The sequence below is a fragment of the Vibrio sp. 1F169 genome, from assembly GCF_041439605.1.
Classification (GTDB): domain Bacteria; phylum Pseudomonadota; class Gammaproteobacteria; order Enterobacterales; family Vibrionaceae; genus Vibrio; species Vibrio tasmaniensis_A.
Genome location: NZ_JBGOOI010000090.1, coordinates 1 through 14,158, shown reverse-complemented (window position 1 = coordinate 14,158; position 14,158 = coordinate 1). Strand labels below are relative to the sequence as shown.

General features: G+C 44.0%; 13 protein-coding genes. 6 read left to right on the top strand and 7 right to left on the bottom strand.

What is annotated here, in order from left to right; translation table 11 throughout:
- Positions 1 to 117 precede the first annotated feature (117 nt).
- The 3 genes from ACED53_RS21040 to metN all read right to left on the bottom strand — a co-directional run bounded on the left by ACED53_RS21040 (position 118) and on the right by metN (position 2,701).
- The gene (locus tag ACED53_RS21040) at positions 118 to 927 is read right to left on the bottom strand and encodes a MetQ/NlpA family lipoprotein (protein ID WP_069591676.1); all 810 of its coding nucleotides are present in this window, start codon (positions 925 to 927) and stop codon (positions 118 to 120) included.
- Positions 928 to 993: 66 nt separating this feature from the next.
- Positions 994 to 1,677, bottom strand: coding sequence for a methionine ABC transporter permease (locus ACED53_RS21035; RefSeq protein WP_009847449.1), 684 nt, complete (start codon positions 1,675 to 1,677; stop codon positions 994 to 996).
- Positions 1,667 to 2,701, bottom strand: a complete 1,035-nt coding sequence (metN, locus tag ACED53_RS21030) for a methionine ABC transporter ATP-binding protein MetN (RefSeq protein ID WP_012604625.1) — start codon at positions 2,699 to 2,701, stop codon at positions 1,667 to 1,669. Before metN ends, ACED53_RS21035 begins: the two co-directional genes overlap by 11 nt.
- A gap of 240 nt (positions 2,702 to 2,941) precedes the next feature.
- Here metN and gmhB point away from each other — a divergent pair, with 240 nt between their 5' ends.
- From gmhB to treC, 5 genes are all read left to right on the top strand, one after another.
- On the top strand, positions 2,942 to 3,493 hold the full coding sequence (gene gmhB / locus ACED53_RS21025) for a D-glycero-beta-D-manno-heptose 1,7-bisphosphate 7-phosphatase (RefSeq protein WP_017100771.1): 552 nt from the start codon (positions 2,942 to 2,944) through the stop codon (positions 3,491 to 3,493).
- Between the two features lie 63 nt (positions 3,494 to 3,556).
- Positions 3,557 to 3,898: an MliC family protein gene (locus tag ACED53_RS21020; protein WP_012604623.1), complete on the top strand. Its 342-nt coding sequence runs from the start codon at positions 3,557 to 3,559 to the stop codon at positions 3,896 to 3,898.
- A 90-nt stretch (positions 3,899 to 3,988) separates the two neighbouring features.
- Complete coding sequence (treR, locus tag ACED53_RS21015; protein ID WP_012604622.1) at positions 3,989 to 4,933, top strand: trehalose operon repressor TreR; 945 nt, start codon at positions 3,989 to 3,991, stop codon at positions 4,931 to 4,933.
- A gap of 204 nt (positions 4,934 to 5,137) precedes the next feature.
- On the top strand, positions 5,138 to 6,562 hold the full coding sequence (gene treB / locus ACED53_RS21010; protein WP_032499209.1) for a PTS trehalose transporter subunit IIBC: 1,425 nt from the start codon (positions 5,138 to 5,140) through the stop codon (positions 6,560 to 6,562).
- Positions 6,563 to 6,684: 122 nt separating this feature from the next.
- On the top strand, positions 6,685 to 8,370 hold the full coding sequence (gene treC, locus ACED53_RS21005) for an alpha,alpha-phosphotrehalase (RefSeq protein WP_032499206.1): 1,686 nt from the start codon (positions 6,685 to 6,687) through the stop codon (positions 8,368 to 8,370).
- Between the two features lie 145 nt (positions 8,371 to 8,515).
- Here the strand turns inward: treC and ACED53_RS21000 are convergent, their stop codons facing one another.
- The 3 genes from ACED53_RS21000 to ACED53_RS20990 form a co-directional block, all read right to left on the bottom strand.
- Positions 8,516 to 9,415 (bottom strand): hypothetical protein, encoded by a 900-nt coding sequence (locus tag ACED53_RS21000; RefSeq protein ID WP_017100774.1) that lies wholly within the window; start codon positions 9,413 to 9,415, stop codon positions 8,516 to 8,518.
- A 102-nt stretch (positions 9,416 to 9,517) separates the two neighbouring features.
- Positions 9,518 to 11,083 carry a winged helix-turn-helix domain-containing protein gene (locus ACED53_RS20995; protein WP_017100775.1) on the bottom strand — a complete coding sequence of 522 codons (1,566 nt, stop codon included), beginning with the start codon at positions 11,081 to 11,083 and terminating at the stop codon, positions 9,518 to 9,520.
- A gap of 82 nt (positions 11,084 to 11,165) precedes the next feature.
- The gene (locus ACED53_RS20990) at positions 11,166 to 11,768 is read right to left on the bottom strand and encodes a YitT family protein (protein ID WP_017100776.1); all 603 of its coding nucleotides are present in this window, start codon (positions 11,766 to 11,768) and stop codon (positions 11,166 to 11,168) included.
- Positions 11,769 to 12,115: 347 nt separating this feature from the next.
- Here ACED53_RS20990 and glyA point away from each other — a divergent pair, with 347 nt between their 5' ends.
- On the top strand, positions 12,116 to 13,366 hold the full coding sequence (glyA, locus tag ACED53_RS20985) for a serine hydroxymethyltransferase (RefSeq protein WP_017072688.1): 1,251 nt from the start codon (positions 12,116 to 12,118) through the stop codon (positions 13,364 to 13,366).
- Positions 13,367 to 13,584: 218 nt separating this feature from the next.
- Here the strand turns inward: glyA and ACED53_RS20980 are convergent, their stop codons facing one another.
- Positions 13,585 to 13,911, bottom strand: coding sequence for a hypothetical protein (locus ACED53_RS20980; RefSeq protein WP_017100777.1), 327 nt, complete (start codon positions 13,909 to 13,911; stop codon positions 13,585 to 13,587).
- Between the last annotated feature and the right edge of the window lie 247 nt (positions 13,912 to 14,158).

Here is a 14,158-nt window from a genome sequence, read left to right as displayed (position 1 = left end):
GACTACTTCTTCTTGAAGATAAAAGCGGCTTTCCCCGGAAAGCCGCGATGAACCTTAAAAAAGGGGCTGACATTGAGTCAGCCCCTTTCGGTATCTATAAGTGTCTATTTAAGCTGATTACCAACCTTTAACTACGCCACCTTGGAAGATGTCAGAAGCTGCGTTGTACACTTCTTCAGTTTGATATGCTTTAACGAAGTTTTGTACGTTTTCTGCATTTAGGTTGTCTTCACGAGAAACGATTAGGTTCACGTATGGAGAATCTTTGTCTTCAACGAATACGCCGTCTTTTTGTGGAGTCAGGTTGATAGAGCTCGCGTAAGTAGTGTTGATGATAGATAACGTCACATCATCAAGAGAACGTGGCAGTTGAGCTGCGTCTAGTTCAACAATCGTTAGGTTCTTAGGGTTACCAACGATGTCACGAACGGTAGCTAGAAGACCTGCACCTTCACGAAGTTCAAGTAAACCTTGCTGCTCAAGAAGCAGTAGAGAACGACCTAGGTTTGTTGGATCGTTTGGTACAGCGATACGAGCACCATCTTGGATTTCGTCTACCGATTTAACTTCTTTAGAGTAACCTGCAATAGGGTAAACAAAAGTGTTACCTGCAACCGTTAGCTTGTAACCACGGTCAGCAACTTGCTGATCTAGGTACGGCGTGTGTTGGAATGCATTGATGTCGATAGAACCATCATCTAGCGCTGCGTTAGGTGTTACATAATCCGTAAAAGTGACCAGTTCAACATCCAGGCCGTATTGCTCTTTCGCGACTTTAGCTGCTACTTCAGCAACTTGTGCTTCTGCACCTGCCATTACGCCAACTTTGATCTTAGAAGTATCGACTTCTTTATCACCACAACCTGCTAGTACTAGCGCTGAAGCTACTGCTGCAATAGTAAGTAAACCTTTAAGGTTAAATTTCATAATAATCTCCTTTTAATAAATCTATTTAATTTGGTTCAGACGACTTTGATTTTGGTCTGTAAGTCGTTATCTGTGGTCAACGCGGCGAACTAATGAATCACCGATTGATTGAATAATTTGTACTAGCACAATCAACATGACGACTGTTACTGCCATAATGGTCACATCGTAGCGGTGAAATCCGTAACGAATCGCGACATCACCTAGGCCACCACCACCCACAGTTCCAGCCATTGCCGAGTAACTCACAAGAGTCACTAGCGTAATCGTCACTGAGTTGATGATAGTCGGCAGTGCTTCAGGAAGCAGAACCTTATTGATGATTTGTGTGGGTGTTGCGCCCATTGACTGAGCTGCTTCCACTAGACCTGTTGGTACTTCAAGTAGTGCACTCTCGATAAGTCGAGCTACGAATGGGATAGCACCAATCGTCAGCGGAACAATCGCTGCGGTTGTACCGATGAAGGTACCAATCAGCATCTTAGTGAGAGGGATGATCGCTACCATCAGTACTAAGAAAGGCACAGAACGGCCCACGTTCACAACCGCACCAAGAATTTTGTTTAGCTTGGTGTTCTCTAACAGGCCACCTTTTTTAGTCGTGTGTAGAATAACGCCTAATGGAATACCGACAGCGAAACCAACGATGCCAGCAACAGCAACCATGTAAAGTGTCTCGCCTGTTGCTTCCAATAGAAGGTTGCCGTTAAGGCTGATCCAGTCAGCAATCTCGTTGAAACTAAAGGACATAACCAAGCACCTCTACTTTTACATTGTTGTCGCGTAGGAATTGGATAGCAGCATTATCATCGGCTTCGTTACCGAACAGCTCAGCGACCATCATGCCGAACTTCACGCCGCCGGCGTAATCGAGGTCAGAGCTTAAGATGCTGACATCGATATTGAATTTACGAGCAATTTGCGTCATCAGCGGAGCATCAACCGTTGCACCAGTAAACTCAAGACGTACTAATGGGTAGCTACTGTTAACACGAGTTTCTTGCAAACGCGCTTGATAATCTTCAGGGATAGATAGGTCTAGCGTTGAGCGAATAAACTGATGTGCTAGCTCTGTCTTAGGGTGTGCGAATATGTCGCCAACTGTACCTTTCTCTACTAGCTCGCCACCGCCAATGATCGCGACTTCGTGACAAATGCTCTTAACTACGTCCATCTCGTGCGTAATAAGTAGGATCGTGATGTGTAGCTTGCGGTTGATTTCACGTAGCAGCTCAAGAATAGATTGAGTCGTTGCTGGATCCAGAGCACTGGTCGCTTCATCACACAGTAGTACTTTCGGGTCTGAAGCTAGCGCACGAGCAATCGCGACACGCTGCTTTTGACCACCACTTAAGTTCGCAGGGTAGGTATCACGCTTATCCGATAGGCCGACAAGCTCAAGTAGTTCACTCACTTTCGCTTCAATCGCAGCTTTATCTTTACCAGCAAGCTCTAAAGGCAGTGCTACATTGTTAAATACAGTACGAGAAGACAGCAGATTGAAGTGTTGGAATATCATGCCGATGTTACGGCGTGCTTCGCTAAGTTCTGATTTGCTGAGTTTTGTCAGGTCGATACCGTCAACAATCACTTCACCTGATGTTGGAGCTTCCAACATGTTTACACAACGGATAAGGGTACTTTTGCCTGCACCTGAAGAGCCGATGACTCCAAAGATTTGACCTTGAGGAATGTGGAGGTTGATATCAATTAAGGCATTGATTTCTTTAGTGCCTTGATAAAAAACCTTATTGACTTGATTCACTTTAATCATAGAGAAACCCGTGCAGGTAGAACAGAATAATATATTGATGACTCACTCGATTTACAGATGATGCTATGGTGTTCTATGATCTAAGTCAATAGATATTTTTACGTCTAGACGGCTAAACGCGAGTTGCGAAGTTAAACTAGAAACAAATCGTTAACGAACGCAAAACTAAATAGATAGTGATGAAGCAAATAAAGCGTGTAATAATTAATGATTAATAGAGAGCTGATAGAGAACTGAATTTTGTCTAAACCTGCTGTTTTTTTAGATCGTGATGGTGTGATTAACGTTGATCACGGCTACGTACATGATGAACATGACTTTGAATACATCGATGGTGTGTTTGAAGCGGCGAAAGCGTTTAAAGATATGGGTTATTTATTGGTGTTAGTGACCAACCAATCTGGTATTGCTCGCGGCATGTTTAGTGAAGACCGTTTTCTTTCTCTAACGCAGTGGATGGATTGGAACTTTGTTGATAACGGCGTTGAGCTAGATGGTATTTATTACTGCCCGCACCACGCTGAGCACGGTGTTGGTGACTACAAACAAGATTGTGAATGTCGTAAACCAAAGCCAGGCATGTTCATTTCTGCGCGTGACTTTCTGAAGATTGATATGGCTAACTCGGTCATGATCGGCGATAAAGCTGAAGACATGATGGCTGCAGAAGCGGCGGGTGTTGGCACTAAAGTACTGGTAAGAACCGGTAAGCCAATCACTGAAAAAGGTGAAGCGCTTGCAAGTGTCGTGATTGACAGTATTAAAGATGTACCAGCATTCTTAAAAGGTTAAGACACTAAGTCTCTTTCACTTAGATATAAGTGTTATTCACTATATAAAGATGAGGAACGCAGTATGAAAGCATTGTTGATAGCATCTCTATGTACGGTAGCGTTATTCGGATGCTCTAAATCAGCAGCTCCTGAGACTGAGAGCGCAGTATCGGACGATCAATTCGTGATTTATCAATGTGAGTCTGACGCTTCATTTAAGGTCGCTTACCTTGGTGATGAAAAAGCGGTATTACGTTTACCCGAGAATGAATATCGCCTCACTCAAATAGCGGCAGGCTCAGGAACGAAGTACATCTTAGATGATGGAACCTCTGAACTGATTAACAGCGTAACTTTACGAACTAAAGGTGACAATGCACGTCTAGAACTTGGTCGTGTTATCTATAAAAACTGCCGAAAGTAGGTCATAGTTATCTACTAGGATTTACAAACAGTTAAGTGAGGGAGTTCGCCCTCACTTTTTCTTTCTCTTCCCTTTAACGTCAGACTTTTTATGAGCAAAAAACTCACTATTCTCGATATTGCTAAGCTGTCCGGTGTTGGTAAGTCTACCGTATCTCGTGTTCTGACCAATGATCCCAAAGTAAAACCTGAAACCCGTGAAAGGGTGGAAAGAGTCATTCAAGAATCTGGGTACACGCCTTCGAAGTCTGCGCAGTCGATGCGTGGTGGCAGTCAAAAAGTCATCGGTGTCATCATCTCTCGTCTGGATTCCCCCTCTGAAAACAAAGCGGTAAGTACGATGCTGGCCGAATTGTATCGAGCGGATTACGATGTCGTGATCATGGAAAGTCAGCTTGATAGAGAAAAAGCCAATGAGCATCTGCAGGTTCTCAAGCGTCGCAATGTAGATGGCATCATTGTATTTGGCTTTACTGACTGTGATATTCCTGCCATTGAAGCTTGGGAACACAAAGCGGTGGTGATTGCTCTGGATACCGAGAACGTGACGTCGATTAACTATGATAACCAACAGGTGATCAATAGTGCGTTAACGCATCTAGCAGAGCAGGGAATCTCTGAGGTTGGTTTCATTGGCGTTGATCCTAGCGATAAATCAACAGGTGAACTGCGTCTTAAGGCCTATCTCGAGTGGTGTGAAAGCGCTGGAGTGATTGCCAATTATCGTACTGGCCAACTTCATCATGAAAGTGCGTATCAGCTGGTGGATGAGGTACTGACTCCTACCACTCAAGCACTTGTTTGTGCTAGCGACACATTGGCTCTTGGTGTAATCAAACGTCTGCAAGAACTACAACGTGAAGATGTGGTGGTGACCGGTGTTGGTGGCAATGATCTTCTCTCCTTCTTGTTTCCGCGAGTATTTAGTATTGACCCTGGGTATCAATCTGCGGGTAAATTGGCCGCTAATTTATTGATCTCTCAGCTTTTAGGCAATGCAGAGATCTCTCATCACACTCAATCACCTATTCTATAATCCACTCAATCAAGCGAAATTGAACCGCTTAGATTAAAATTAGAGTGTGATCTCTTTCAATTAATGGGACTGTTCCCATTTTAATTTATCATTCATGTGGGCATTATAATAACCGTGATTGGGAATGTTCCCATAAGTCTAAATCCGAGTGGTTATCGCTGCATGGTTTAGATGAGTAATTGAATGAAACCAGGGTGGGGTAGTATGAGTAAGATAGCGAAGCAAGACGTTGCGCGTCTTATCGAGTTAGTCGGTGGCAAAGAGAATATTGCGAGTGTCAGCCATTGTCTGACTCGACTGCGTTTTGTATTGAATGATACGGAACAAGCGAACAAAGCAGAATTGGAGAAGCTTAAGCTGGTAAAAGGCTGCTTTACTAACGCAGGTCAATTTCAAGTGGTTATTGGCACCGAGGTTGATGAGGTGTACGCCCTTCTTATTGAGCAAACCGGTAAAGATGCATCATCAAAAGATGAGGCGAAACTAGCGGCTCGCCAGAACATGAACTTCCTTGAGCGTGGTATCTCCCATTTAGCCGAAATTTTCGTACCACTGCTACCTGCCATTATTACGGGTGGTTTGATTCTTGGTTTCCGTAATGTGATTGGCGACATTCGCATGTTCGACGGCAAAACCTTGGTTGAGATAAGCCAATTCTGGGCTACCGTTCATTCTTTCTTGTGGTTGATTGGCGAAGCGATCTTCTTCTTCCTACCGGTTGGTGTGTGTTGGGCAACGGTTAAGAAACTCGGCGGAACCCCTATTTTGGGTATCACGCTCGGTGTGACCTTGGTTTCCCCACAATTGATGAACGCTTACATGATAGGTAAATCGGTACCTGAGGTGTGGGACTTTGGTTTGTTCGTGATTGAGAAAGTCGGTTATCAAGCTCAGGTGATCCCTGCGATGTTAGCGGGCGTGGCTCTGGCTTTTATTGAGACCAACCTTAAGCGCATTGTACCTTCTTATCTGTACCTAGTTGTCGTGCCATTTGTCTCGATCATCTTGTCTGTGATTCTGGCTCACGCCTTTATTGGTCCATTCGGTCGCATGTTGGGTGATGGTGTGGCATTCGCTGCCAAAGTGGCAATGACAGGTGACTTCGCGATTCTTGGTTCAGTGGTCTTTGGCTTCCTATACGCGCCTTTGGTTATCACGGGTATTCACCACACAACCAACGCTGTGGACTTACAACTGATGCAAGACTTAGGTGGCACACCAATCTGGCCTTTGATTGCGCTATCAAACATTGCACAAGCTTCAGCGGTTGTCGGCATCATCATTTTGAGTAAGCGCGAAGGCGAACGAGACATTTCGGTACCAGCGGCAATCTCTGCGTACTTAGGTGTGACGGAACCAGCGATGTACGGCATCAACCTTAAATACAAATTCCCAATGCTGAGCGCAATGATTGGTAGTGCTGTTGCAGCCGCGATTTGTGGCAGCGCAGGTGTGATGGCGAATGGTATCGGTGTTGGTGGCTTGCCGGGCATCTTATCGATTCAACCTCAATATTGGTCGATTTACTTAGTCGCGATGCTAGTGGCGATAGTATTGCCTATCACGCTAACCCTGTTCTTCTACAAGCGAGCCCAATCCAAGGGTGAGTTAGAAACCGCGAACGCGTAATGCATTTAATAAGCGATGACTCCAATGTGAGTTATCGCTTTTTATCTTAGTCATAACGGCTATTCGACCATGATTTGCATGGTGATTTTTATTTTATATTTTCTGGTAAGTGAGTGTTAGAGATGGCGATGACTGAACATGATGAAAGCTGGTGGAAAACCGCAACCATCTATCAAATCTACCCAAAGAGCTTTTGTGACAGTGGCAGTAAAGGTACTGGCGATATCAAAGGGATCATTTCGAAACTGGATTACCTCAAAAACTTGAGCGTGGATGCGATTTGGCTAACCCCTGTTTACGCATCTCCTATGATCGATAATGGCTACGATATTTCAGACTACTACGCGATTAACCCTCAATTCGGCACCATGGAAGACTTCGACTTGTTACTGTCTGAAGCGCATCAACGTGGCATCCGTATCGTGATGGATATCGTGGTAAACCATACTTCAACAGAGCATGCATGGTTTCAGTCTGCACTGGGTGACAAAAACAGCCCATACCGTGATTATTACATCTGGAAAGACCCAGTAAACGGTCAAGCACCAACCAACTGGCAGTCTAAGTTCGGTGGTAATGCATGGGAATTAGATGAAGAGACTGGACAATACTTCCTACACTTATTCGCAAAAGAACAGGCCGACCTTAACTGGGAGAACCCGGTTGTACGTGAAGAAGTGAAAGATGTTATTAGCTTCTGGGCTGAGAAGGGTGTCGATGGTTTCCGTTTAGATGTAATCAACCTGATTTCAAAGCAGCAAGATTTCCCTAATGATGATATCGGTGATGGTCGCCGTTTCTATACCGACGGCCCACGAGTGCACGAATACCTGAAAGAGATCAGCGAAGCAGTATTCCAGAAATACGGCAGCGTGACGGTTGGTGAGATGTCTTCAACTACGTTGGAACACTGTCAGAAATACTCAAACGTTGATAACAGCGAGCTATCAATGGTGTTTAACTTCCACCACCTCAAGGTTGATTACACCAATGGTGAGAAGTGGACCAATGCGCCGTTCGATTTCTTACAGCTCAAGTCAATCTTTAACCACTGGCAAACTGGCTTGAACGGAAAAGGTTGGGGTGCACTATTCTGGTGTAACCACGACCAACCAAGAGTCGTGAGCCGCTTGGGCAACGATCAACAATATCGTGTTGAGTCGGCTAAAATGTTGGCTGCTTCTGTGCACATGATGCAAGGTACACCTTATATCTATCAAGGTGAAGAGATTGGCATGACCAACCCAGGTTACACCGAGATTAGTCAGTATCATGATGTAGAGAGTACCAATATGTACGATATCATGGTTAACCGTGATGGTGTGGCTCATCAAGATATGATGGCGATCTTAGCGCAGAAGTCTCGTGATAACTCTCGTACGCCAATGCAGTGGAACAGTGAGCCTTACGCCGGATTCTCACAAGCTCAACCATGGCTTGATGTGGCGAATAACTACACGGAAATCAACGCCGAGCAAGCGCTGGAAGATAAAGACTCTGTATTTTACTTCTACAAGGCTTTGATTGAGTTACGTAAACAGCTACCGGTGATTACGGATGGCAGCTATCAAGATCTATTGCCTGAGCATTCATCTGTATTTGCGTATGTTCGTGAGAGTGAAGGGCAAACTCTACTGTGCATTAATAACTATTATGGTGAAGAGGCTGAATGCGTTTTACCTGAACGTTTTGAGATGGCGAAGGCTAAGAGCTTGTTGTCTAATTATCAAGTGAGCGAGAGTTTAGTGGCGTCTCATCATCAAGTTTTGCGACCTTACGAGACTCGTATTCTCTTGATTGAAGATTAGCCTCGTTACTATTTCAATAAACCTAATTCTCAGTTCCCCCTAAAGATTTAGGTTTGAACAAAGGCTTTGGAGTGCTCCCAAAGCCTTTTTTATTGTTTGCGGTTAGCTCACGGTTAAGCTTAGGTTTAGTGAATCTAAGTCCAGGCTAGCTAATTGAGGTCAGTATCGCTGCTGATTCTTCAATAGTAGATTGCTCTACAGACATCAATTCAATCTGTTCAATTAAGCCGATGCTTGGGTTGAACCAGCGCTCTGATGATGTGCCAAATTCTGCGGAATCCATGCCTTCACAGTTGACGTTGTAGGTGTTTTTCTCTGTTAGGTTCGCAGCTTCGATTGATTTATCAGAGATCTTGAAACTCTTACGTTCGCCTGTTTCTTCAATCTGTTGTTGCCATGTGACTCGGCACGAGGCGTCAGTTGGAAGGCTTGCTACCCACGAGTGATCTTCAAAGTCATTTAGCATGTTAGCGACTGCTTCGCCATCTAACGTGACTTGTAACGAAACGGTTTCCTCACTGATATCAATGATCGGGTTGCTCTCTTTTACGTCTGTTCCTTTCAAACGGAACATTGGGCTGCTGTACATCATTCTTGTGATGTATTGGCTACCAATGAAGTAAGCGTTGGTGATTTCGTGTAACCCACGGTCCGGACCTGCAAAATAAATGCTGCCGTCTTCTTGTGTACCTTCAGCATTCGTCATGATGTCTTCAGAAACATAAAATTCGGTGATGCCGTAATTGATCAGGTCATTGATAACTTGAACGACCTCTTCATTGCCGGCCTCTTCTTTTAACCCTGCAATAATGAGTTCACCGCTTACAGGAGTGAAGTTCGTTGTCATCACGCCTTCAGCCTGACCATCTGTGGTAAATGAGTAGCCCAATGTTGTTTCTGGTTTCGGGGAAAATGCAGAGCTCTCAATCGGGTAATCAACCTGATTGTTTGGACCTTTATTACCATCTGTTGAACCAGAAGAAGAGCCGCCACAACCATAGAGAGCAAAGAGAGAGGTCGCTAGCAGGGTCATTGTTTTTTTCATGTTGAACATTCCTAAAGTTGGAAGCCCTTGGTGGGCTCTATGTTTTTAGGAATGTTATTGTTTGAAGAGTAAATAGGGCAAAAAACGAAGTCACATAAGATCTTAATTTATGTTTAAGTTGTTTATTTTAAATGGTTTTTTGTTTTGATTTGAGAACTGTTGCCCAACAGCTGTGCAGTAATTTAGCATTAAGCTTTCCCACTGTTTTATGATAAGTGGGTCTTTAACGCTTAGCTTCAAGCTCTTCCAAGGTTGCAGGCAGGTTGATTTTGATTCTGGTTTGGATAGCCGGGCGAATAGATCTTCGGATGGAACCACTCTCAATAAGGCAACTAGAGACTCCATGTAGTTCAGGCGAAACTTCTCCATGTTGTCTTGCTTATAAGCGATATGAGAAACCATCATATAAACCAACGCATTTTCGATCTTAGAGTTGCCTGAGGTATTGGTAAGAAGCTCTTTTGCGGTTTGCAGGTCTCTTAGTTTGAAATGAATGATACCAAGCCACAGCTTCAGTTCGTCTGGTAGTCGGTTAAAACGAGTTTGAACAAGGTTAGTGAACGCGACGAGCTTCTTCTGATCTGTTTCAAATAGCGCAAGTTGACGCGCAATCAGAGTCGACGTCATGGTATTGAGCTTGATGTCATCCAGCGCTATGGCTTTTCCACTTAGCAATTCGCTGACTTCGGCATTGTCGACTGACCATTCTGGCGGTAATGGTGCTGGCAGTGCAAAGTAGTTAGCTAGCTCTCGGTTGATCTCCATAAGGCTGCTGCTGATATTATTGACATCAATAGAGTAAACACCACCAAATGCGAGCTTCCCTGAGTTTGGGTAAATCAGGCTTATCTTTGCGATAAGGCGTTTGTCCACTTCTTGATCTTTGAGCTGAATGTTAAGCAGGTAATCACTGGTACGCATGTTCTTTGCGCCCGGAAAGAAGGGAGAGCTATCAATAGGGTCAAGGAAGTAGCTTGGCGCATCTTGGTTAGCAAGATCGGTGTAGGCGTATTCAATCTGCTGTTGAAGTAATAATGCTTTTACGACTTTTCGGTATTTTCTGGAATTCTCACCAATGGCATCCAATCGGTTCAGGAGAAGCTCGACCTTAGGAATCAATCGTTGGTCACGTTCAATTTCTGAAGCGCGAGTGGGAGATTGCCAAAGCATGTAACTCATTACCGCAGTGCTGATCAGCAAAGCCAAAGACACCACGACTAACCAAGGGTTAACTGGATTAGATCTATTCCTTTCTTGACTGACTGGAGATTCCAGTTCTGCATCATTCGGTGCAGTTTCAGGGGAGGTCGCGGCAAAACTAACCGAGTTTGGGTTTAGAAAATAGCCTTTACGTGGGTAAGTCACTAGTATTTTGGTTGCGTCGCTATCAGGCAGGTGTTTTTGAAGTACTGAACGTAAGGTACTGATTCGGTTGGTCAGAACATTTTTGGAAATGAAGTTGCTTTGCCAGACAGATTCAATGATGTGCTCGGCGGCGAGCGGTTGACCAACGCTGGTAAGAAATAACTCTAAGAGCTCGATAGAACGAGGCTCTAAATCAATGACCTGCTCGTCGCAGCTTAAGACTCGTGTGTTGGGGTTGAACTCCAAGCCTTCAATATAAATAGAGGCTTGTTGGTCTTTGGCGCTGGAGAGGTAATCTTGCATAGAAAAGGCGACGGTTTATAAAACCTAAATTCTAGCTGTTTTTGTTACTAAAAACAGCTAGTAATTCATAGGGGGATGGGTATTAAGACGCGTAATTCACCGAGTAACGAGTAGGCTTGTGATTCATTGCCAATACGATGTTCAATACTGCGGTGCCCAATACCGAAACGGCAATTACCCAAGGCGATACGAAGAAGCAAGAAGCAAACAGAATACAGGCATCAATGCCCATCTGAGTTTTACCTACAGAGATGCCATAGCGGTCTTGGATGAACAAACATAATACGTTGAAGCCACCCAAGCTGGAGCGATGACGGAATAGGATTAACATACCTAAGCCCATTAATAAGCCACCGGCAACAGCACAGTAGATCTCGTTATGAACTTCTAGTGAGATAACGAGGTATAAATGATCGGCAAACACAGAAACTAACGCACCAGCCATTGCACTGCTAATGGCAAAACTACGGCCAAATCGTTTCCATGCCAATAAATAGAATGGACAGTTGGCCACAAAGTACAAAATACCGAAGGTTACAGGTAAGAATTGACTCAAAAGCAGAGCCAAGCCAGTAGTACCACCGGTAAGCAGGTTCGCTGACTGTAAAAAGAAGACGCCTAACGCCACTAAAAACGTGCCAGTGAGAATAGCTACCCAATCTTCTTTACGTGAGTGTTTTTCCATCGTTTTAATAATTACCTAACCAATAAAGGCGTGCATAGTAGAGAAAAACCTTAGCTTTCGGTAGCTTGAGGGGCAAAATTAAGGTAAACCTATGTAATCTGCGTTTTACAGGGTGTAAAGCGTAAAATTGACAGTAAGCGTCATCTTTGGTTGGATAAGCTTAATAACCATGATGAATCTTATATGTGATTATGAAAAAACTGCATGATAAAATTGCAATTAGCTCTTTATGACCTAGATCAAATTATGTAGAATGCGTCACATCAAAACGGTGACGGAAACGTTTGCTTTCGGTCGTTGTGTGGTTTTTTTGAAACTTTCAGTACAATCTGAGTCAGGAGATACAGATGCTTAAGCGTGACATGAACATTGCTGATTACGATGCGGACCTATTCGCAGCTATCCAAGAAGAAACTCTTCGTCAGGAAGAGCACATCGAACTTATCGCTTCAGAAAACTACACAAGCCCACGTGTAATGGAAGCTCAAGGTTCTCAACTTACAAACAAATACGCTGAAGGCTACCCTGGTAAGCGTTACTACGGTGGTTGTGAGTTCGTAGATAAAGTTGAAACTCTAGCAATCGAACGTGCATGTGAACTGTTTGGCGCTCAATACGCGAACGTACAACCTCACTCAGGTTCTCAAGCAAACAACGCTGTATACATGGCACTACTGAATGCTGGCGATACTGTTCTAGGTATGAGTCTAGCGCACGGTGGTCACCTAACTCACGGTTCTCCAGTAAACTTCTCTGGTAAGCTTTACAACATCATCCCTTACGGTATCGATGAAGCAGGTCAAATCGATTACGAAGAGATGGAAGCGCTAGCTATCGAGCACAAACCTAAGATGATCATCGGTGGTTTCTCAGCTTACTCTCAAGTTTGTGATTGGAAGCGCATGCGTGAAATCGCTGACAAAGTAGGTGCTTACTTCTTCGTAGATATGGCTCACGTTGCCGGTCTAATCGCTGCAGGCGTTTACCCGAACCCAGTTCCACACGCTCACGTTGTTACAACAACAACGCACAAAACGCTTGCTGGTCCTCGTGGTGGTCTTATTCTTTCTAACGAAGGTGAAGATCTTTACAAAAAGCTAAACTCAGCAGTATTCCCTGGCGGCCAAGGCGGTCCTCTAATGCACGTTATCGCTGGTAAAGCAGTAGCGTTCAAAGAAGCTCTAGAGCCAGAGTTCAAAGAATATCAAGCTCGCGTTGTTGCTAACGCAAAAGCAATGGTTGCTGAATTCCTAGCACGCGGTTACAACATCGTTTCAGGTTCTACAGAGAACCACCTGTTCCTAGTTGACCTAATCGACAAAGACATCACAGGTAAAGAGGCTGATGCAGCACTAGGTTCAGCTAACATCACAGTGAACAAGAACTCAGTACCAAACGATCCACGTAGCCCGTTCGTTACTTCAGGTATCCGTATCGGTTCTCCTTCTATCACTCGTCGTGGTTTCTCAGAAGCAGACGCGAAAGAGCTAGCAGGTTGGATGTGTGACATCCTAGATAACATGGGTGATGAGTCTGTTATCGAAGCAACTAAAGCAAAAGTATTAGAAATCTGTAAGCGTCTACCTGTTTACGCTTAATTTTTCTGGCTCAAATAGCTTAATTTCTGTGTCAAAGGTGCTCATTTACATTCGTAAACTCCGCGCCTTTTCCTTGAACTAAAGCTATTTGATTGAAAAATACGATTTGAAAGGCTCCTGTTGGGAGCCTTTTTTGTGTTCGTCGGTATGAGCGTTGGGTTATCTGAAAATACAGAAAGGCAGGTACTAAAAAGGGCTGATGTTTGTTGGTATCGGTTTTACTTTTTGATGCTCAGTAAAGTACCTGACTTACATCTAAACGAGTAGTAGCTGCGGCTCTCGTTGAATTTGCCTAAGCCTTCGCCATCGCAGTAGTCGATGTTGATATCACGCATTACTTCTAGTGTATCTTCGCTGTTCAAAGCGAATTTAGAACCATCAGAACAGACGATACGTACTCTTTCATCATGGCTTACAGAGTAGATATCGACTTCAGTATTACACAGCTCAAAAGAGGCTTCACGGAAGTTGTCTTGTTGAGTATTTGAAGCACAACCTGCGGTAAATACGGCTGCGATAACGGCTAAAAGTCCGAGTCTTTTCATTGTTAGTCCTTCGATATCATCGAATTTGGTGATGAGTTTTATATGCTGTTTGGAGTAGCCTATACAACAACACGCTTTGATTCAAGGAGTGTTGGCTGACTCTAGGATATAAAAGTATAGGTACAAACAGATAATTTATAATAAGTTTATTCGTGTTTAGCCTGCCCTAGAAACAAAAAGACCAACACAGAGGTTTAATGCCGTTCACTTAAGAGTGAACGGCATTTTTGTTCTTAGCATACCGTTG